This window comes from Mesorhizobium sp. M0292, from assembly GCF_040321695.1.
Taxonomy (GTDB): domain Bacteria; phylum Pseudomonadota; class Alphaproteobacteria; order Rhizobiales; family Rhizobiaceae; genus Mesorhizobium.
Map to the genome: position 1 here is coordinate 155,525 of NZ_JAMYSB010000011.1, position 18,179 is coordinate 173,703.

General features: G+C 63.3%; 17 protein-coding genes and 1 pseudogene. 8 read left to right on the top strand and 10 right to left on the bottom strand.

All coding sequences use genetic code 11. The features are described from left to right. Positions 1 to 120: 120 nt before the first annotated feature. On the bottom strand, positions 121 to 984 hold the full coding sequence (locus NKI96_RS18860) for a LysR substrate-binding domain-containing protein (RefSeq protein ID WP_023695604.1): 864 nt from the start codon (positions 982 to 984) through the stop codon (positions 121 to 123). Positions 985 to 1,096: 112 nt separating this feature from the next. On the opposite strand from NKI96_RS18860, the gene NKI96_RS18865 reads away from it, so the two are divergent. After that, entirely contained in the window at positions 1,097 to 1,507 is a 411-nt protein-coding gene (locus NKI96_RS18865) for a tautomerase family protein (protein ID WP_023693979.1), read from the top strand. Positions 1,508 to 1,510: 3 nt separating this feature from the next. On the opposite strand, the gene NKI96_RS18870 is transcribed toward NKI96_RS18865, so the two are convergent. Next, the gene (locus NKI96_RS18870) at positions 1,511 to 2,017 is read right to left on the bottom strand and encodes an RES family NAD+ phosphorylase (RefSeq protein WP_023689127.1); all 507 of its coding nucleotides are present in this window, start codon (positions 2,015 to 2,017) and stop codon (positions 1,511 to 1,513) included. Further along, the gene (locus NKI96_RS18875; protein WP_023705369.1) at positions 2,014 to 2,502 is read right to left on the bottom strand and encodes an Xre family toxin-antitoxin system antitoxin; all 489 of its coding nucleotides are present in this window, start codon (positions 2,500 to 2,502) and stop codon (positions 2,014 to 2,016) included. The genes NKI96_RS18870 and NKI96_RS18875 overlap by 4 nt, the downstream gene beginning before the upstream one ends. 199 nt (positions 2,503 to 2,701) lie before the next feature. Here NKI96_RS18875 and NKI96_RS18880 point away from each other — a divergent pair, with 199 nt between their 5' ends. Further along, positions 2,702 to 4,924, top strand: a complete 2,223-nt coding sequence (locus tag NKI96_RS18880; protein WP_352805577.1) for an AMP-binding protein — start codon at positions 2,702 to 2,704, stop codon at positions 4,922 to 4,924. Positions 4,925 to 5,084: 160 nt separating this feature from the next. Here the strand turns inward: NKI96_RS18880 and pssA are convergent, their stop codons facing one another. Both pssA and NKI96_RS18890 read right to left on the bottom strand, forming a co-directional pair. Next, entirely contained in the window at positions 5,085 to 5,900 is an 816-nt protein-coding gene (pssA, locus tag NKI96_RS18885; protein ID WP_023672701.1) for a CDP-diacylglycerol--serine O-phosphatidyltransferase, read from the bottom strand. Between the two features lie 3 nt (positions 5,901 to 5,903). After that, the gene (locus NKI96_RS18890; protein ID WP_352805580.1) at positions 5,904 to 6,962 is read right to left on the bottom strand and encodes a phosphatidylserine decarboxylase; all 1,059 of its coding nucleotides are present in this window, start codon (positions 6,960 to 6,962) and stop codon (positions 5,904 to 5,906) included. Between NKI96_RS18890 and NKI96_RS18895 the strand changes: the two genes are divergently transcribed. Continuing rightward, entirely contained in the window at positions 6,868 to 7,545 is a 678-nt protein-coding gene (locus NKI96_RS18895) for a lysozyme inhibitor LprI family protein (protein ID WP_033001048.1), read from the top strand. The two genes, NKI96_RS18890 and NKI96_RS18895, sit on opposite strands and share 95 nt — an antisense overlap. 11 nt (positions 7,546 to 7,556) lie before the next feature. On the opposite strand, the gene NKI96_RS18900 is transcribed toward NKI96_RS18895, so the two are convergent. Beyond that, entirely contained in the window at positions 7,557 to 8,816 is a 1,260-nt protein-coding gene (locus NKI96_RS18900) for a DMP19 family protein (RefSeq protein WP_023705372.1), read from the bottom strand. A gap of 223 nt (positions 8,817 to 9,039) precedes the next feature. Between NKI96_RS18900 and NKI96_RS18905 the strand changes: the two genes are divergently transcribed. Beyond that, entirely contained in the window at positions 9,040 to 9,930 is an 891-nt protein-coding gene (locus NKI96_RS18905; protein WP_352654405.1) for an SMP-30/gluconolactonase/LRE family protein, read from the top strand. Here NKI96_RS18905 and NKI96_RS18910 read toward each other — a convergent pair. The 4 genes from NKI96_RS18910 to NKI96_RS18925 form a co-directional block, all read right to left on the bottom strand. Next, the gene (locus NKI96_RS18910; RefSeq protein WP_023685667.1) at positions 9,909 to 10,244 is read right to left on the bottom strand and encodes an antibiotic biosynthesis monooxygenase; all 336 of its coding nucleotides are present in this window, start codon (positions 10,242 to 10,244) and stop codon (positions 9,909 to 9,911) included. The genes NKI96_RS18905 and NKI96_RS18910 overlap by 22 nt on opposite strands. Before the next feature lie 285 nt (positions 10,245 to 10,529). Next, positions 10,530 to 12,410, bottom strand: coding sequence for an ABCB family ABC transporter ATP-binding protein/permease (locus NKI96_RS18915; protein WP_352805583.1), 1,881 nt, complete (start codon positions 12,408 to 12,410; stop codon positions 10,530 to 10,532). A 24-nt stretch (positions 12,411 to 12,434) separates the two neighbouring features. Beyond that, complete coding sequence (locus NKI96_RS18920) at positions 12,435 to 12,770, bottom strand: ArsR/SmtB family transcription factor (RefSeq protein ID WP_023693986.1); 336 nt, start codon at positions 12,768 to 12,770, stop codon at positions 12,435 to 12,437. Positions 12,771 to 13,000: 230 nt separating this feature from the next. After that, positions 13,001 to 14,629 carry a LysM peptidoglycan-binding domain-containing protein gene (locus NKI96_RS18925; protein WP_352580048.1) on the bottom strand — a complete coding sequence of 543 codons (1,629 nt, stop codon included), beginning with the start codon at positions 14,627 to 14,629 and terminating at the stop codon, positions 13,001 to 13,003. A 125-nt stretch (positions 14,630 to 14,754) separates the two neighbouring features. On the opposite strand from NKI96_RS18925, the gene NKI96_RS18930 reads away from it, so the two are divergent. From NKI96_RS18930 to NKI96_RS18945, 4 genes and pseudogenes are all read left to right on the top strand, one after another. Then, the gene (locus NKI96_RS18930; RefSeq protein ID WP_023673582.1) at positions 14,755 to 15,366 is read left to right on the top strand and encodes an LOG family protein; all 612 of its coding nucleotides are present in this window, start codon (positions 14,755 to 14,757) and stop codon (positions 15,364 to 15,366) included. After that, positions 15,353 to 15,628: a hypothetical protein gene (locus tag NKI96_RS18935; RefSeq protein ID WP_023731441.1), complete on the top strand. Its 276-nt coding sequence runs from the start codon at positions 15,353 to 15,355 to the stop codon at positions 15,626 to 15,628. Before NKI96_RS18930 ends, NKI96_RS18935 begins: the two co-directional genes overlap by 14 nt. A gap of 121 nt (positions 15,629 to 15,749) precedes the next feature. Then, complete coding sequence (locus NKI96_RS18940; RefSeq protein WP_023692882.1) at positions 15,750 to 16,991, top strand: sulfotransferase family protein; 1,242 nt, start codon at positions 15,750 to 15,752, stop codon at positions 16,989 to 16,991. Between the two features lie 143 nt (positions 16,992 to 17,134). Then, positions 17,135 to 18,143 (top strand): annotated as a pseudogene (locus NKI96_RS18945) (transporter). Positions 18,144 to 18,179: the final 36 nt, after the last annotated feature.

Sequence of the window (18,179 nt, forward strand, 5' to 3'; positions counted from 1 at the left end):
TGGAACCATCATGCGGATCAGGCAGTTTTATGGTGCGACGGGTCACCCCCCAAGTCCCCCCAAACCCCTCGACCCGTCCTCCTCAAAGCCGACCGTAAAGGTCGGCTTTTTCTTTGGACATCAGCCGGCAAAGCCGGGCAAGGCGAGGTTGTCGCTGAGCAGGATGGCAAGATCGCGCGCCGGCCGCTCGGCGCCCTGGCCGAGTTTTATCGCGAATTGCGCTGTCGGCACCGGCGGCAGGGCGAATTCGCGCGGTGCTTCGGCAATGCCTGAATGGGCAAAGCGGGCGGTGCGCAAGGTCAGCGCGATGCCGGCATTGACCGCCGTGCGCAAGCCGGCAAGGCTGGCGCTGCCGGCGGCAATGCGGTAGCGGCGGCCGGCAGCATCGAGGGCCGCGAGTGCTGCTTCGCGAAAGCCGCAATAGGGGTCGAGCAGCGCCAGCGGCAATTCCTCTTCCCGCACGGCAAGCCCTTTTTGCGAGCACAGCCACAGCATCGGCTCACTGAACAGCCCGACTTCGTCATTGGCCGGCGTCTTGGGCATGACAATGGCCAGATCGAGCTGCCCGGCCTGCAGCGCCTCGCCAAGCTCGGCCGAACGGCCAACGCGGAGTTCGACCCTGACGCGCGGATGGCTGGTCGCGAAGGCGCGCAGCAGCTCCGGCAGGCCGCTATCGGCGAAATCCTGTGTCGTGCCGATGGCGACGCGACCAGCGGCACGCGCGCCCTTGAGCGCCAGCCAGGCCTCGCTGTGCACGGCAAGAATGCGGCGGGCATGACCGACAAGATCCTCGCCGGCCGGCGTCAGCCCGCGCCCGCGCCCCTGCGCCACCAGCAGCGGTTCGCCGACGATCTCCTCCAGACGCTGCATCTGCGCGGTCACCGCCGAGGGCGAGCGGCCGACAGCAGACGCAGCCTGAGCCAGCGAGCCGCCATCGACAAAGGCAAGGAAGGTTTTGAGCAGATCGGGATCGAGCGCCTGCATAATTCGATAATACAGAACCTTTTGTTCGAAACAATTCGATTTTTTTGATTCCAAGATGATGGCATTGTCTCTCCAACGGCAAACAGACGCCGCTCAAACGAAGGAGAGAAAAATGCCCATCATCAACATCAGCGTCACCGGTAAGCCCGACGCCAAGCTGTCCGCCACAATCGCCAAGGAAATCACCGGCCTGACCGCAACCCATCTGCGCAAGGACCCGACGATCACCGCCGTCGCTGTCACCTATATCGACCCGCAGCACTGGTTCGCCGGCGGCAAGTCGCTGGCAGAGCATGGCGCCAATACTTTCTGGCTCGACATCAAGGTGGTCGACGGCACCAACACCAAGCTGGAGCTGGAAGCCTATCTGAAGGCGATCTTTGAGGCCTTCGGTAAGTTGCTCGGTGGCGTGCATGAGGAGAGCTATGCCTTCGTGCACGAGGTTCCGGCCGCAGCTTATGGCTATGGCGGCAAGAGCCAGGAGTTCCGGTTCATCAGTGGGCGGCTGAAGGCCACGGCCTGATTGCTACCCAGCGGGAGGATGAAGCCTTGTATCAAGCGCGAAATCCTCCCGGAGATGCAAGCTATAAAGGCCTGCCGCCCGGTTGGGATCGAACACCAGGTTCCAGCTGTGCTGGGATACCGCGCTGGGGATCAGAAAGAACGGATGCTTTGCCAGCAGACCATCGCCGAACTGCTGCTGTCCCGCGCCCGGGATGCCGGGACGCAGCCAGTTTGCGTTCGGAATATCGTCGGTTTGGACCACATAAATCTCTGATGGATCGACGATGTCGAATGCCGTCAGCACGTGAGGGACAGTATCCAGCGTGCGAAACCCCTTGTGGACCGCCACCTCCAAGATGGCGGTCGATGGGTCGATGGACGCATATACGGCTCTGATCCCTTTGCTGTTCCACCTTCCCCCAAGCTTGAAGGCTCCTTCGCCACTGTCCCAGCTCGCCTTGAAGCGTCTGTGATCAAGCCTCCAGCCCAACAACTGCCCTGTTCCGAGGGAGCCCGGCAAAGGCGTCACGCGTAGACACCATAGTCGAGCCGCTCAAGAAACTCCTGCACAAGCGCAGTGCCCGCCGCCGTGGCCAGCAGATCGATCGGCCGGCGATTGTCCAAACCCATGACAGACTCGATCATCCATTTTTCCGCGTCTTCCTGAGTCCCGAGCACGGACGTGGCCTTTGTCAGGAGCTTGGCGAAGTTCCAGGTTCTGGAACCTTGCTCCCGACTGAGGGTCTTGGAGTGATCCGATTTGTGCCGCTGAAATGTCCGCTCGCTCATGCCGAATGCGGTCTCAAACGCATCGGCGGGATCAATGACCATCAGATGCCTGACGAGGCTTTCGAGCGCCTGGCCCGGAATTCCATGCAGGATCATTTCATGTGCCTCAAGAGGACTGGCTACCGAGAATCCAAGAACCTTCCGTCCACCAAACAGGTCGACCATTCGTTCGAACTCCGGCTCCATATGTGGTGCCTCGGCAAAACCCAGCGGGGAACTGGCCATATTACCTCTCCGTCACGTGTCGCTTTATTTACGACACGTGTCGCAACATTTCAAGGCCTGCGTTTGGGTCATTGCCTGGCGAGGTCAGGTGGAACACCGCTCCCTCGCACCCGCGCATTGACCTTGCTCCCCATTGCGCTACCCTCTGCTCTCGAAGCGGACGAAGAGCCGCATACCGGACCGTTGGGAGAGACGCGGCATGATCCTGACACTGGCGCTGCTTGCAGGCCTCGTGCTGGCCTGGCTGCTGATTGGCGCTATCGAGACGTTTCGTCTCGACCTGCGCTTTACCCAGGCGCTGCTCTATGTGCCGTTCAAGCTCGCCTACCGGATCGATGACCGGCGCATCCGCATTGCCCGCAACGCGCCGACGCCGGTGATCTATGTGGTCTCGCACCAGTCACGCTTCGAGCCGGCGCTGATGCTGTCGCTGCTGCCCGACGACACGCTGCACATTCTCGACGAGGCCTCGGCGCGCTCGCCCTGGATGGAGCCTTGGCGCGAGCTTGGCCGCACCATCGCCTTCAACGCCGAGCATCTCTTCGTCAGCCGGCGGCTGGTCAGGGTGCTGAAGGGTAAAGGCCGGCTTGCCGTCTATCTGCCCGATGACGTCGAGCCCGATGTGAAGACGTTTCGCCTGTTCCGCGCCGTCACCCGCATCGCCATGCAGGCCGACGCCCGCATCGTGCCGATCTTCGTCACCGGCTCGCGCGACCTGCCGGTTTCCTTGACGCCAAAGAACCGGGCGCCGCGCCACTGGTTCCCAAAACTCTCGATCAGCGTACTGGAGCCAATGACGATTGCCGAACTGGTGGCGCGCAACCCCGACCAGGCTTCCAACACCAATGCGTTGTTCGACCGCATCGCCGAGGCGCGGCTTTATGGCAGCAACCTCGATCGCGGCCTGTTCCTGGCCATGCGCGATGCCGCGGATCGCACCGGCGCCTCGCATCCGATCATCGAGGATGTGATCAGCGGCTCGCTCAGCTATCGAAAAATGTTCATCGGCGCGCGCGTGCTCGGCCGCCGTTTCGAGGCGGTGGCGGCGCCCGGCGAAGCGGTCGGGGTTTTGCTGCCCAACGCCAATGGCGTGGTGCTGTCCTTCGTCGGCCTGCTCTCGGCCGGCCGGGTAGCGGCGATGACCAACTACACGGCAGGGCCGGCCAGCGTAACCGCCGCGGTGCGCGCGGCAGTCATCCGAACGGTGGTTTCCTCGCGCGCGTTCGTCGAGAAGGCGGCGCTTGCCGACATCATCGCCGCGATCGAGGCCGGCGGCGCCAAAATGCTGTGGCTGGAGGATGTGCGCGCAAGCGTCACGACGCTGGAAAAGCTCGCAGCAGCGGTGCTGTGGCGGTTCCCGCTGCAGCGGCAGGATGCGGCCAAGCCCGCCGCAATCCTGTTCACCTCAGGCTCGGAAGGCACGCCCAAGGCCGTGGTGCTGTCGCACCGCAATCTCCACGCCAACGCCATGCAGGCCGAGGCGCGCATTACCATTTCGCCGTCCGACATCCTGCTCAACGTGCTGCCGGTTTTTCACTCTTTCGGCCTGACCGGCGGTACCATCCTGCCGCTGGTGACCGGGGTGAAACTGTTCCTCTACCCGTCACCGCTGCACTACAAGATCATCCCGGAGATCGCCCGCAAGGTGAAGCCGACCATCATGTTCGGCACCGACACTTTCCTTGCCAACTATGCCCGCACCGCCAAGGATGGCGATTTCTCCAGCCTGCGCTTCGTCGTCGCCGGCGCGGAAGCGGTGAAGCCGGAGACGCGGCGCGTTTATCGCGAGCGCTTCGATGCCTCGATCATCGAGGGGTTCGGGCTGACGGAGGCCGCTCCCGTCGTCGCCGTCAACACCGCCATCCATGGTCGCGACGGCACGGTCGGACGGCTGTTGCCGGCGATGCGCATGAAGCTCGAACCGGTCGAGGGTATCGAGGGTGCCGGCCGCCTGTGGCTCGACGGGCCGAATTTGATGATGGGCTACATGACCGCTGACCGGCCCGGCGAATTGCAGCCGCTGGACGGCTGGCACGACACCGGCGACATCGTCTCGGTCGACCGCGAAGGCTTCATCACCATTCGCGGCCGGGCAAAACGCTTCGCCAAGATCGCTGGCGAGATGGTGTCGTTGGGCGCCGTCGAGATGCTGGTGCAGTCGCTGTGGCCGGAAGAGCGCCACGCCGCGGTGGCGGTGCCGGACAAGAGGCGCGGCGAGCGCATCGTGCTGGTCACCACCGCCGACGACGCCGATCCGGAAGAACTGCGCGCCTTCGGCAAGAAGGCAGGTGCGGCCGAACTGATGGTGCCCAACGACATCGTCAAGGTCGAGGAGATCCCGGTGCTGGGTTCCGGTAAGACGGATTATGTCTCGACGCGGAACCTGGCGATCGAGAAGCTGGGGCTGGGCCTGGCGGCTTAGCGTATCTCCCTCCTTGAGGGGGAGATGGCCGGCAGGCCAGAGGGGGTCGCCTCGCGTGAAGCGCCGACGTCCTCTTCGCTCAAACGAGGTCGCGTCCGGGGCGTACCGACCCCCTCTGTCGCCTTCGGCGACATCTCCCCCTCAAGGGGGGAGATAACAACTACCCAATATCCGAAGGCGGCACTTTTTCGCCCTCGCGCTTGGCGCGCTTCGAATACGCCCGCACGCTGAAAGGCAGGAAGATGAGATAGCCTGCGACAGAGGCGGTCAGCGTGTACCAGGGATAGGTCATCAACAGCAGGACGTATAGAACGACCGCCAGGATGATCGGCAGCACCTTGTCGCCCGGCACTTTCAGGCTTTTGCCGGAATAGACCGGCAGCCGGCTGACCAGCAGGAAAGCGACCAGCACAGTGAAGCCGGTGGCGACGAATGCCGTCAGGCGGTCCGGCTCGAGACCGAGCCGCAGGAAGGACAGATAGAGCGGCAGCATAACCAGCACGGCGCCGGCCGGCGCCGGCACGCCGACGAAGTATTCGCTCTGCCAGATCGGCCGGTCATGGTCTTCGTCGAGCACGTTGAAGCGCGCCAGCCGCAGGCCACAGGCGATGGTGAACAGAAGGGCTGCGATCCAGCCGAAGGAGCCGGCGCGGTCGAGCAGGAAGGCGTAGAGCACCAGTGCCGGCGCGACGCCGAAATTGACGATGTCGGCCAGCGAATCCATCTGCGCGCCGAATTTGGATGTCGCCTTCAACATGCGCGCCAGGCGCCCGTCTATGCCGTCCAGGAAGGCGGCGAGCAGCACCATCACCACGGCCGGCTCGAAACGGCCCTCGAAGCCGAAGCGGATGCCGGACAGGCCGGCGCAGATGGCAAGTACGGTGACCAGATTGGGCAGCACCATGCGCATCGGAATCTCGCGGATGCGCGGGCCGCCGCTGCCATGGGCCTCGAACTTTTTGAACGGCGCGCCCACCGCTTACGAAATCCTGACGAGCGGGGTTGCGGAGACGCCGCCGAATTCGGCGAGCACGGTTTCACCTCCGACCGCCGTCTGGCCGACGGCGACGCGCGGCACCGCGGTCGAAGGCAGGAAGACATCGACGCGCGAGCCGAAGCGGATCAAGCCGAAGCGTTCGCCGATGGCGATCGAACCGCCGGTCTCGGCCCAGCAGACGATGCGGCGTGCCACCAGGCCGGCGATCTGCACGGCGACAACGATGCCGTTGGGACTGTCGATGACCAGCCCGTTGCGCTCGTTCTCCGAGCTTGCCTTGTCGAGTTCGGCATTCAGGAACTTGCCCGGCCGATGCTCGATTTTGGTGATGCGGCCGCGCACGGGAGCACGGTTCACATGGCAGGAGAAGACATTCATGAACACCGAGATGCGGGTCATTTCGGTGTTGCCGAGGCCGAGCTCGCGCGGTGGCACGGCCGGGCCGACCGCCGAGATGACGCCGTCGGCGGGACTGACCACCAGCCTGTCATCGACCGGGGTGACACGCTCGGGGTCACGGAAGAAATAGACGCACCAGGCGGTCAGGATCAGGCCGATCCAGAACAGCACCGAGGAGAAATAGCCGAGGAACAGCGTGCCCGCACCAAAGGCGGCAATGAACGGATAGCCCTCGCGATGGATCGGAACGAAGGCATTCTTGATCGAGTCGACGAGGCTCATTGGCTGGAGCTCATGGGCTGGGGGCGGTCCCTGTTTCAGGTCCGGCCTCAATACCGGAAAGGCTCCGCGGCCGCAACGCAACATTGGGCAAGGCCGCATCGTCCGCAGCCGGCAGGAACGGTCACGTGCTTGCCTGCCGGCTGCTTTGCCGCCAGAATTCGGGCCAACGCCGGCTGAACGCGCGGCGAAAAGGCCGACTGCCATGGCGCCAAATTCAGGCAAAACGTATCTTGTTGCCATACGATCGTCAGCCGTGGGTGCCGTTTTGACCGTACTTGTGGCAGCGAGCGACCACGCAGTTGCGCAAGGCAAGCCATCCTTCGACTGCGCCAAGGCCGCCAGCGTGGCGGAAAAGGCCATTTGCGCCGATCCGGTCCTGGCGCAAGCCGATGCCGACGTCGCGAAGAATTATACCGCGCTGCTGAAGAGGCTCGATGCTCATGCCGGCAAGGCGCTGCGGGACGACCAAAGCGATTTCATCGCGTATCGCGACCAGATCGCCGGCTTCAACGAAAGTTCGCCCAAGAACCAACAGACTTTCGATCTCGGCGAATTCCTGCGCGACCGCGCAACCTTCCTGTCCGGCATACGCAAGCCCCCCGATGCAGGTTTGATCGGCACATGGAGCAGCGTGCGCGGCAGCGTCGACATCAAGGCTGTTGGCGGAGGCAAGGTCGAAATCTCGGAAGATGTCGTTTCCAATCCAGTCTCGGGAAGTGGGTCATGCGAGATCGACGGCACGGTCGAGGAGCGCAATACGCTTCGACTTGAGGACACCGACGACAACGACAAACCGACTGGATTCGTCTTCACCTTTCGCCGCGACGGCGATGCGCTTGTCGTCGAGCAGAGCGGCGCCGGCAAGGATGGCAAATCGGAGCCCCTGTCATGCGGTGCCAACGGCCATGCCGATGGCACGTTCTTCCTGACGGAGAAAAAGTAGGCTTGCTGTCGCTAACCCGCCGCAGCGGAGCAATCAAAGTGGGCATTGAGCTCGGCCATAGCGGCCTCAGCGAGGCTTTCATCATCCTTGCCGCGCAAGAGCACACCGCCGTTCCGCAACGATTGGAAAAGGAAGACTTGGCCTGATGCCAGCACCACCCAATTCACGATTGCTCCTTCCTCCTTCTGCACCACCGAATTCGCAGAAACGATGGCATCCGTCGGGTCGAAGCCTGCCTTGCGGAGCAGGAGGTCGACGGCGGCGGGAGCATGGTATTGTTCCGCCAGCTCAATGACCGCTGTGATCTCGGTCTCTTCAGCAATGCCAAGCTTGGCGCCAACTTTCGGGGCGTTAGCCGCTAGCGGGCTCTCGCCTGGCGGTATGACAAGCAACTCTTCTGGAGCGATGTACTCGTAGACCGTGACGTGTGTCTCCGTCGCACTGCATAGTCGGGTCTTCTTCGCGCTGGTCTGAAGTTGAAAAACCAGCTGTTTCTCTCCTTCTATGTTCAGCATCCTTGCCATGCCGAACGCGATTTTGATCTCGGGCGGCGCGATCTTGGCGCAGGCAAGGCCGGCCCCGACATCGCGCCAGCTGAAGATCATCTGGCCTGCCAAGTTGCCAACGGACTTATGAAGAAGCCTGCCTTCGCGCTTCGGATTGGCCATCACCAGCCGGTGTATGACGTCGTCGTAATCGTCACTATCGACAACTTGCAGATCAGGCCATGACGCGATCCAGCGCGCCAAAAGGTTTTCCATGGGCGCGGCCTCATCCGCAACGTAGAACGCATGATCAAGTGTATCGAGAAAATCATCCCGCCCGCCCTCGAAGCCCGTCTGCTGGGCGGCTTCGTTGGGATGGTCTGCAATCCAGCTGGACATCTTTTCCAAAGTCGCAAGCTGGCCCTTTGCGCCACAAGCAGTGAGTCCAGCTCGTGCGTTGGCAATCATGGCGCCGATTTCCTGCCCGGCATTGTGGATGAATTGACTATGGCCGCCGTTCTTTACCTCCGAAGAGTACGAGTCGGCATGAAGGACCTGCATCGCCTTGGTGTCGATTTCGGGATAACGATAGAGTCCTTTGGAAACCATCGCTGTGACGAATTGCATGACAGCGAAGACGAGAAAAAACGGCTCTTCATCAGGATCCTCGACGTTCGAACGCAGTACGACGACCGGCAACGGCAGGCCGAATTCCAACTGCTTTCCAGAATCTGATGCCGACTTCTCGGGCGTTTTCTTGGATTTGCGGGAAAAGAAACCGAACATCGAAAATACTCTCTTGGTCGCAAAACTTGCGCGAACGGGTTATTTCCGACGCGACAATATCAGCTGCCCTCAAGGATTAAAGGCACTCTGATCCAGAGGCATCCGCACGATGGTTTGCCAAAATTGTCGGTCATGTCGGGGCGCCACAGATTCACACGTCCTTGGCAGGAAAGCGCTTCGCGACAATGCCGAATTGCGGCGAGTCGACAAACCAGGGTCAGAGATGCCATCGTCGAAATCAGTCGCCCTGAACGCCAAGGTCATTACAGAAGGCCTCGCTTTCGGAGAGTCTCCCCGCTGGCACGACGGACGCCTGTGGCTCTGCAACTGGGGAACCGGAGAGATCATCGCGGTGGGTGTGGGCGGCAAGACCGAGGTGATGCTCACGGTGCCTGCGATACTACCCTATTCGATCGACTGGCTGCCGGACGGGCGGCTGCTGGTCATTTCGGGGCGCGAAGGGCTGTTGCTGCGGCAGGAGGCGGACGGGACGCTCGCCACCCATGCCGATTTGAGAGAACTGTCAAAGAGCCCGTGGAACGAGATCGTCGTCGACGGGCGCGGCAACATCTATGTCAATGGCGGCGGGTCGGCGCCTGCACCGGGCGAGCATTTCGGGCCCGGCACCATCGTGCTGATCACGCCGGACGGCTCGGTTCGACAAGTGGCCGAGAACATCGCTTTCGCCAACGGCATGGCGGTGACGCCGGACAACAGGACACTGATCGTGGCGGAGTCGCATGCCAACCGGCTGACCGCCTTCGATATCGCGGAGGATGGCGGGCTTTCCAACCGCCGGGTCTGGGCCGATCTCGATGGCTTTCCCGACGGCATCTGCCTCGATGCCGAAGGGGCTGCCTGGTACGCGGATGTTCCCAACAAGCGCTGCGTGCGGGTGCGCGAAGGTGGCGAGGTGTTGCAGACAGTCGATGCCGATCGCGGCTGCTTTGCCTGCATGCTGGGCGGGCCGGATGGCACGACACTGTTCATCGTCGCCGCCGAATGGCGTGGTTTCGAGAACATGATCAGCGATGCCCGCACCGGCCAGGTGCTGAGCGTCGAGGCGCCAGCACCTGGCACGGGCTGGCCCTCCTACATCTCAGGCAGACGCTGATAGTTGGCGATATCGGCCTTCACACCCAGCCGGGCAATGGTCTCCTGCGGGTTGAAGCCCGCCCGCTCGTGGGCCGCCTTGACGATCGGCACGACATTGTCGACGGCCGCCTGGTTTTCCCATTCGACAATGGTGACCAGGTTGAACTCACCCGGACCCGAAAATTGCTCGAGCACGAAATCCTGGACGAAGCCTTGCTGCAGGCGCAGCAGTTCATGCGTTGCCCTGACCTTGCGAAGGATTTCTTCACGGGCCTCGGCAGGAACGACGAATTTGTCGACCCTGAACACGGCTGCCTCGGCAAGTTTATCCATTTGAATCTGTCTCCGTTCTTGAACGACTTGGGTTCGGTGGCTCAGGAACGGGTTTGCGATCTCAACTTAGGTTGAGGTCAAGGGGAAAATTTCGGTGGTGATGATGGCGACGACGCTGCATATCTCCCCCCTTGAGGGGGAGATGGCCGGCAGGCCAGAGGGGGTCGGTTCGACTGGATGCGCCCCCCTTGCGACCGATGAAGGTTAGCGCTCCACGCGCGGCGACCCCCTCTGTCGCCTTCGGCGACATCTCCCCCTCAAGGGGGGAGATCGGCGCTCCGCCGCCTAGCTCACCTCCGAAGTCCTTCTGCGCACAACCACACCCAGCTCATCGCTCTCCCTAGCAATGCGCAGCCTCTCCTCGGCTTCCGTCGCTTCGCGCTGGCGGTCCCACATCGAGGCGTAGAGGCCGTGTTGGCGCATCAGCTCGGCATGGGTGCCGCGTTCGGCGATCTCGCCGTCCTTGAGTACGATGATCTCGTCGGCCGTGATCACCGTCGATAGGCGATGGGCAATGACGATGGTGGTGCGGCCCTTGCTGACCAGGTCGAGGGCGGCCTGGATCTCCTGTTCGGTGTGGCTGTCCAGCGCCGAGGTCGCCTCGTCGAGCATCAGGATCGGCGGCGCCTTCAAAATCGTGCGGGCAATCGCCACGCGCTGCTTTTCGCCGCCCGACAGTTTTAGCCCGCGCTCGCCGACCATCGAGCGGTAGCCTTCGGGCAGTCGTTCGATGAACGGGCCGATCTGGGCAAGCTCGGCGGCTTTCTGCATGTCTTCCTCGCTGGCGCCGATGCGGCCGTAACGGATGTTGTAGGCGATGGTGTCGTTGAACAGCACGGTGTCCTGCGGCACCATGCCGATGGCGCCGCGCAGGCTCGCCTGCGTCACATCACGGACATCCTGGCCGTCGATCAGCACCTGACCGCCCTGGACGTCGTAGAAGCGGAACAAGAGCCGCGAAATCGTCGACTTGCCGGCGCCGGACGGGCCCACGATGGCCACCGTCTTGCCGGCCGGAACTTCGAAGGAGACGCCCTTCAGAATCTTGCGGCTGGGGTCGTAGGCGAAGTGCACGTCGCGGAACTCGACCTTGCCGGCTGTAACAGTGAGCGGCTTGGCATCCGGCTTGTCGGTGATTTCCTGCGGCACATCGAGCAGCTCGAACATCTGCTCGATGTCGGTCAGCCCCTGGCGGATTTCGCGGTAGATGAAGCCGATGAAATTGAGCGGCACCGAAAGCTGCATCAGCATGGCGTTGATGAAGACGAAATCGCCGACCGTCTGCGTGCCGGCCTGCACCTCCAGCGCCGACATGCACATGACGATGACGGTGCCGAGACCGAAGATGATGCCCTGGCCGAAATTCAGCCAGCCGAGCGAGGTCCATATCCTGGTCGCCGCCATTTCATAGCGCGCCATCGAACGGTCGAAGCGCTCAGCCTCCATACCCTCGTTGTTGAAGTATTTGACGGTCTCGTAGTTGAGCAGCGAGTCGATCGCCTTGGTGTTGGCGTCGGTGTCGCTGTCGTTCATGTCGCGGCGGATCGAGATGCGCCAGTCGCTGGCGCGCACCGTGAACCAGACGTAGAGCCACACCGTGGCCGCCACCACGACCACATATTTCCAGCCATAAGTGTAGGCGAAGATGCCGGTGGTCAGCGCGAATTCGAGGATGGTCGGCGCCGTGTTCAGCATGATGAAGCGCACGATCGTCTCGATGCCCTTGGTGCCGCGCTCGATGATGCGCGACAGGCCGCCGGTGCGGCGCTCGAGGTGAAAGCGCAGCGACAACTGGTGCATGTGAACGAAGGTGCGGAACGCAAGCTGGCGCACCGCATACTGGCCAACACGGGCAAACAGCGCATCGCGCAGCTGGTTGAAGCCGAGTTGCACCAGCCGCACGACATTGTAGGCGACGACCAGCATCACCGGCGCCAGCAGGAAGGACGGCAGCGGCGGCGGCGATTTGGCGTCACCGGCCAGAGAATCGGTCGCCCATTTGAAGAAGTACGGCCCGGCAACCAGTGTCAGCTTGGCAACGACCAGAAGCAGCGTTGCCCAGGTGACGCGTGCCCTGAGATCGGCGCGGTCGGCCGGCCACATATAGGGCCACAGATTGCGCAAGGTGCTGAAGGTCGAGCTATCGGAAACGGTTTTTTCTGCCACTTGTCTTGCCTTTTGGGTGAGAAATCAGCGGCCGGAGCAGCAGGAATTGACGAGTGCGGTCAGCGATGCGGAAACGTCGGCGAGCGCGGCGCGGTCGAGTTGATAGCGCGAGCGCTGGCGGTCGGGCTCGAAGCGGACCAGCCCGGCTTCGACCAGGATCTTCAGATGCTGGGACACGGTGGACTGCGCCAGATCGAGATGATCGACCACCTCGCGGCAGCAGCAGGAATTGCTGGCCGAGAGATGTCTAAGGATCTCGATGCGCGCCGGGTGCGAGAGTGCGGCGAAGCTCGCGGCAACGGCGCGGCTTTGGGGCGGTGCGCAGTTTGCGTGGTCTGGTTCAGTGAGCGAGTCTGCCATCGTTCATCGGCGATAGACGATGAACGGGTGCGTGGCAAGCTAACCCGATGGGTAGAGCGACCTAATCTCCCCCCTCGAGGGGGAGATGTCGCCGAAGGCGACAGAGGGGGTCGGTACGTCCTGATGCAACGTCGTTTGCAGCAAAGAGAAGGTCGGCGTTCTATGCGCGGCGACCCCCTCTGGCCTGCCGGCCATCTCCCCCTCAAGGGAGGAGATCAAGCGCTCGGCCGCTACTGCGTCTTCGCCGGCGCCGTTGTCACCTGCTCGCCCATCGCCTTGAGGTCGGCGGCTTCGCCTTCCTTGGACTTTTCCGGAACCTTGAACACCTGCCCCGGCCAGATGCGGTCGGGATCGCTGATCTGGTCCTGGTTGGCGAGATAAATGGTCGAGAAGCGCACACCGTGACCGTAGACGCGCCGTGAGATCCGCCACAGCGTGTCGTGCCTGCGGATGATGACCGCGCCGTCTGCATGTTCGAGCTTTGGCGCCACCGTCTCGGGCAGGTCGGGCGTTGCCGCCGCGACGACGGCTGGAGCCTCAGCGGCGGGCGCTGCCGGTGCGGCTGGTGCGGATGCGGCAGCAGCCGGTGCGGGCTTCGCAGGGGCAGCCGCGATAGTGGCTGGCGCCGCAGGCTTCGGAGCGGCCGGTGCTTCGGCAGCAGCCGGTGCGGCCGGCTCAGCAGGGTTTGCTTCGGCGGGCTTGGTCTCGGTGGGCTTGGCCTCCGCGGGCGCCACGGCGGCGATCGCTTCGCCGGGTTCGCGCTCGAACGGCACGGCGGCGCGGGCCACGACCTTCACGCCGTCGGCGTCGAGACCGTCGACATGGATGGTGTAGCTGCCGACCGGGATGTCGCGCGTCGCCTCGACCAGGAAATGACCGTCGGGCGAGGTCACCGCATCGCCAAGCAGGATATCATTGGCATAGGCGCGCACCTTGCGGCCGGCGTCAGCCAGACCGGCGACGAAGATCTTGTTGCCGTCGATCTCGACCGCCTCGACGACGATCTTGGGTGCAGCCACGCCTGCCGCCGGCGGCGCTGCAGGTACTGCTGGCGCTGCAGGGGCAGTTGCGGCTTCCACAGCCGGAGCAGCAGGTGCTGTTTCAGCGGCCACGGCAGGCGCAGCCGTAGCAGGCGCCTCAGCGGCTGGGGCAGCGGCCTGATCGCCGGCGGCCGGTGCCGCGGGCTTGGTCTCAGGCGCCGGGACGCTAAGCAGCTCGGCCGGCTTGCCGGGTTCCTCGACCATCGCCAGCACCTGGCCGGCGGCGTCCTTGGGAACCGAAACGACGGCGGTCTGCACGGAAGGGGTAACCACATCGCCGGCCGTCGCGCGCAACCCAATCGTATAGTCGCCGGGCTTCAGCGGATCGTCGAGAACGATGACGAAGGCGCCGTCCGGACCGGCGACAGTCGAGCCAAGCACCGAGGAGCCGTTGAGGATCTCGACCTTCGAATTGGGCGCAGCATTGCCGGCAACGACGATCGAGCCGTTGCTTTCGACGCGCACGACGTCGAAGCTCGGCGCAACCGGGCCGGCCGCGGCCGGCGCTGGGGTTGTTGGGGCAGCAGCGGGCGCGGCAGGTGCCGCCGGAGCCGCAGCTTCGGTCGCGGGAGCCGTTGCGTCGGCAGGCGCGGGTGCTGCGGGAGCCTTGGCATCGGTGGGCGCGGCGGGCGCCGGCGGCAGCCTTCCCTCGGTCCCCGGATCGGCCGGCTTTTCAGCCGGCGGCGTCAGCGATGCAATCGCCGCAGGCGGCGTGGGATTCAGATACGGGTCGAGTGCGCCCGATACATAGGCGGTTCCGACGACCGCGACGGTCCCACCGGCCGCGAACAGAAACGCCTTCAATGGATTAACAGCCATATTTCCCCTACCCCTTAGCCACCTGAAGCCGGTCTAGCGTGTTTTGCCGGCACCGACAAGAAAAAGCCCGGGCTTGTCAGCCCTTGGGGCTTGACCCCGCATTCAGACCCAATCACCAATCACGAATGAACACGATTCGATCCGTCTGCGTCTATTGCGGCTCGTCTCCGGGCCGCGATGAAATCTATGCCAAGGCCGGGCACCTGCTTGGCCGCTCGCTCGCCAAAGCCGGCCTGCGGCTGGTCTATGGCGGCGGCACCAAAGGCATTATGGGCGCAGTCGCCGAAGGCGCGCTCAAGGCCGGCGGCAAGGTAACGGGCATCATTCCGCGCTTCCTCATCAACAAGGAGGCGACCGAAACCGCGCTTGACCGGCTCGACGAGTTGCTGATCACCGACAACATGCACGAGCGCAAGCACAAGATGTTCGAGAAATCCGACGCCTTTGTGGCGCTGCCCGGCGGCATCGGCACGGTCGAGGAAATCGTCGAGATCATGACCTGGGGCCAGCTCGGCCATCACCGCAAGCCGATCGTCTTCGCCAACGTTCAAGGATTCTGGGATCCGATGCTGGCGCTGCTCGACCATATGGCCAGCGAAGGCTTCATCCACACCGCGCAACGGGTCAAGCCGCTGGTGGTCGAAGACCCCGAGGCCATCGTCGCCGCCATCATGGTGGCGGGGTCGTCGGTCGATGCGCCGACGGAAGGCGTGCAGTCTGTAATTGACAAGATGTGAGGACGAAGCCGGCCTTGGCGCAGGCGGCCAGGAATTGAGCCCGGTTGGTGTCGTCGGCCTGGCGCATCAACTGCGCCGCGTCGTGCTGGCGCTCAAGGCTGCCGGCTACGAAACACTGGGCAACATCTGGATCGGCGACAGCAACAAGGCCAGCCTGGCCCAGAAGCAGAAGTCCAATGCGAAGCCACTGATCGACTGCATCTGCTTGGCAAGGATCTGTAGCGTTGGGGCAGCTGACTTCGATCTGTCCAGCTTTTCTTGAGCTCCGTCTTGTGCGCAATGTAAGCACGTTGGCGACGATTTCCATTTGCAGCCCGCTTCGCAGTTGGTTAACGGAGAACATTGGGCGGGAACGGAAATTTGGAGAGCGAGACAAAGGGGAGATGAATCCGCGCGAGCGATTGAAGGCCGCGAAGGGCGAGATCGCGTCGGAACCAAGGACGGCGATCCTGGTCCTCGGAATGCACCGCAGCGGCACCTCGGCGCTCGGCGCCCTCGTCGCCGCGCATGGAGCCACGCCGCCGAAACATCTGCTGCCCGGGAGCCTCCACAATCCCAAGGGACATTGGGAAAGTACCCCACTCACCATCGCCGACGACCACCTGCTCACGGCGGCCGCCTCCTCCTGGCAAGATTGGCTGCCGCTAGATCGGCAGTGGCTGCAGTCGCCGGCAGCCGAGCGATTTCGGCCCATGATGACGGCGATCATTGCCAGCGAGTTCGGCGATGCCCCCCTGTTTTTCGTCAAGGATCCGCGGATCTGCCGGTTCCTCCCCTTCATAGCCTCGATCCTGGCCGATCTCAGGATTGACCCGATCGCATTTCTGCCTGTCCGCAACCCGCTCGAAGTCGCCTGTTCGCTGCAGGAACGGGATCAAATGGAACTGCCGACAGCGTTCATGCTGTGGCTCAGGCACGTGCTCGAAGCGGAGCATCATTCGCGACACATGCCGCGCTGTATCCTGCGCCACGAAGACCTGTTGAGCGACTGGCGACATCAGATGGACCGCGCGGCCAGGGAGACCGGAATCGTCTGGCCTGTCACGTCCGATCAGGCCGACACCGCAATCGCCGAGTTCCTGGACAAGGACCTGCATCATCAGCGGGCCTCGGTCGCTGATCTGCAAAACCATCCGGATGCCACGCCATTAGTCCGCAGCGCCTATGCCATTTTGCGCAGTATGGCGTCTGAAGGCGACAGCCAGGACTTGCGCGACCAGCTCGACAGGGTGCGGGCGACGTTCGATGAGAGCTGCGATGTGGTTGGCAAGGCCGTTACCGCAGGGAACCTGGCCGCTAAACGGCTACACGGCGAACTGGAAAAGGGCATCGTCGAGCGTGACGCCCTCGCTGACGCCCAACAGGCCCTCATCCGAGACCGAGACAGCTTCATGGCGGAGCGTGACGCGCTTGCTCACGCCCAGCAGGACCTCATCCAAGCCCGAGACAGCTTCATGGCGGAGCGTGACGCGCTCGCCCTGGCCCAAGACGGCCTCGTAGCCGAGCGTAGCGCGCTGGCCAGGATCCGAGACGACCTGGTGGCGGAGCGCGATGCGGCGCTTGCGTCACGCAGCTGGCGATTGACCGGACCGTTGCGATGGGTGAGCTCCATTCGTCGGCGATAGCAGCAAACACTCTAAACGCTGCTCGACAAACTGTGATCGCCTGTCAAGAAACCGTCACACGGAACCCGCCTCACTCGTGTTACGAAGGACGGGTCGGCATCCGCGCGTCGGCATAGTCGAAATCTGAACCTGGTCGAAATTTCTTGGCGAGGCGAGCCGCGAACATTGCTCTCAACGCGGAAGGCCTGTCGCCTTACCTGCCCGACGAGCACGGGCTGTTCTTCATCTACCATTTCACCGCCGAGGGCCTGCGCACCAAGGACGCGGCCGAGGTTGCATGGACATGGCGCAGCTACCAGCTGTCCGACCTGCGCGCCCGTCATGAGATCGCCGCCGAGCAGGCTCTGCCCGGGCCGGTGCGCGAAGCTTTCCTCGGCGCCAGCCAGGGTTGCCACATCGATCTCGAGGACGCCTGGCTTTATGGCGACCTGCCGGATCTGCGCCACGACTATTCGGCGGAAGCGCGCGGGCTCGGCCATTTCCGTTTTGCGCTCAACGACAAGACGCTGATCGGCGCGCGCAAGCAGCCACTGGAATCGGTCGATCTCATCCGCAAGGCGGTGGAGAGCGGCTCGCGCAAATTCCGCTCCCCCGCCGACCTGGTCGAAGCGGTCATGGGCCAGTCGCTCGACGGCATGGCGGCCGAGCTCCACGGTCTTGGCGATACGCTGGACGGCATCGAGGACCGTTATCGTGCGCGATGCCTGGCACGGCGAGCGGCAGTCGCTGGTCGACGCGCGGCGTCAACTGGTGGTCATCCACCGGCAGATGGCGACGCTCACAAACCTTTTTCGCCATCTCGACCATTCGCATCGCAATGAGCTGCCCGATCGGATCAATGACATGGCGACAAGGCTCTCGCACCGGGCACACACGCTCTATCACGACGGCGAGCAGTTGCAGGCACGCGCAAGGTTGCTGCAGGACGAGTTGATGGCCAAGCTGACAATGCAGTCCAACCAGCTGCTCTATGTGCTGTCGGTGATGACGGCGGTGCTGTTGCCGATGACCATCATATCAGGCCTGTTCGGCATGAATGTCGGTGGCCTGCCCATGGTCAATACGCCGATGGGCTTCTGGGTGGTCTCGGCGGTTTCGATCGTGATCGCCGCGGCGACCTACATGTTCGTAAGGCGGCTCGGGCGGACGTAACGCCTCGATCCCTTTGTTTTCACTCAATTCCCAAGG

Bases quoted from the DNA above. Each gene is read 5' to 3' on its own strand.
- NKI96_RS18920 (WP_023693986.1), bottom strand. From the start codon at position 12,770: ATGGCAGACTCGCTCACTGAACCAGACCACGCAAACTGCGCACCGCCC.
- NKI96_RS18930 (WP_023673582.1), top strand. From the start codon at position 14,755: ATGAACACGATTCGATCCGTCTGCGTCTATTGCGGCTCGTCTCCGGGC.
- NKI96_RS18890 (WP_352805580.1), bottom strand. From the start codon at position 6,962: ATGGCCTTTTCCGCCACGCTGGCGGCCTTGGCGCAGTCGAAGGATGGC.
- NKI96_RS18940 (WP_023692882.1), top strand. From the start codon at position 15,750: ATGAATCCGCGCGAGCGATTGAAGGCCGCGAAGGGCGAGATCGCGTCG.
- NKI96_RS18880 (WP_352805577.1), top strand. From the start codon at position 2,702: ATGATCCTGACACTGGCGCTGCTTGCAGGCCTCGTGCTGGCCTGGCTG.
- NKI96_RS18875 (WP_023705369.1), bottom strand. From the start codon at position 2,502: ATGGCCAGTTCCCCGCTGGGTTTTGCCGAGGCACCACATATGGAGCCG.
- NKI96_RS18910 (WP_023685667.1), bottom strand. From the start codon at position 10,244: ATGGATAAACTTGCCGAGGCAGCCGTGTTCAGGGTCGACAAATTCGTC.
- NKI96_RS18905 (WP_352654405.1), top strand. From the start codon at position 9,040: ATGCCATCGTCGAAATCAGTCGCCCTGAACGCCAAGGTCATTACAGAA.
- NKI96_RS18865 (WP_023693979.1), top strand. From the start codon at position 1,097: ATGCCCATCATCAACATCAGCGTCACCGGTAAGCCCGACGCCAAGCTG.
- NKI96_RS18925 (WP_352580048.1), bottom strand. From the start codon at position 14,629: ATGGCTGTTAATCCATTGAAGGCGTTTCTGTTCGCGGCCGGTGGGACC.
- NKI96_RS18860 (WP_023695604.1), bottom strand. From the start codon at position 984: ATGCAGGCGCTCGATCCCGATCTGCTCAAAACCTTCCTTGCCTTTGTC.
- NKI96_RS18900 (WP_023705372.1), bottom strand. From the start codon at position 8,816: ATGTTCGGTTTCTTTTCCCGCAAATCCAAGAAAACGCCCGAGAAGTCG.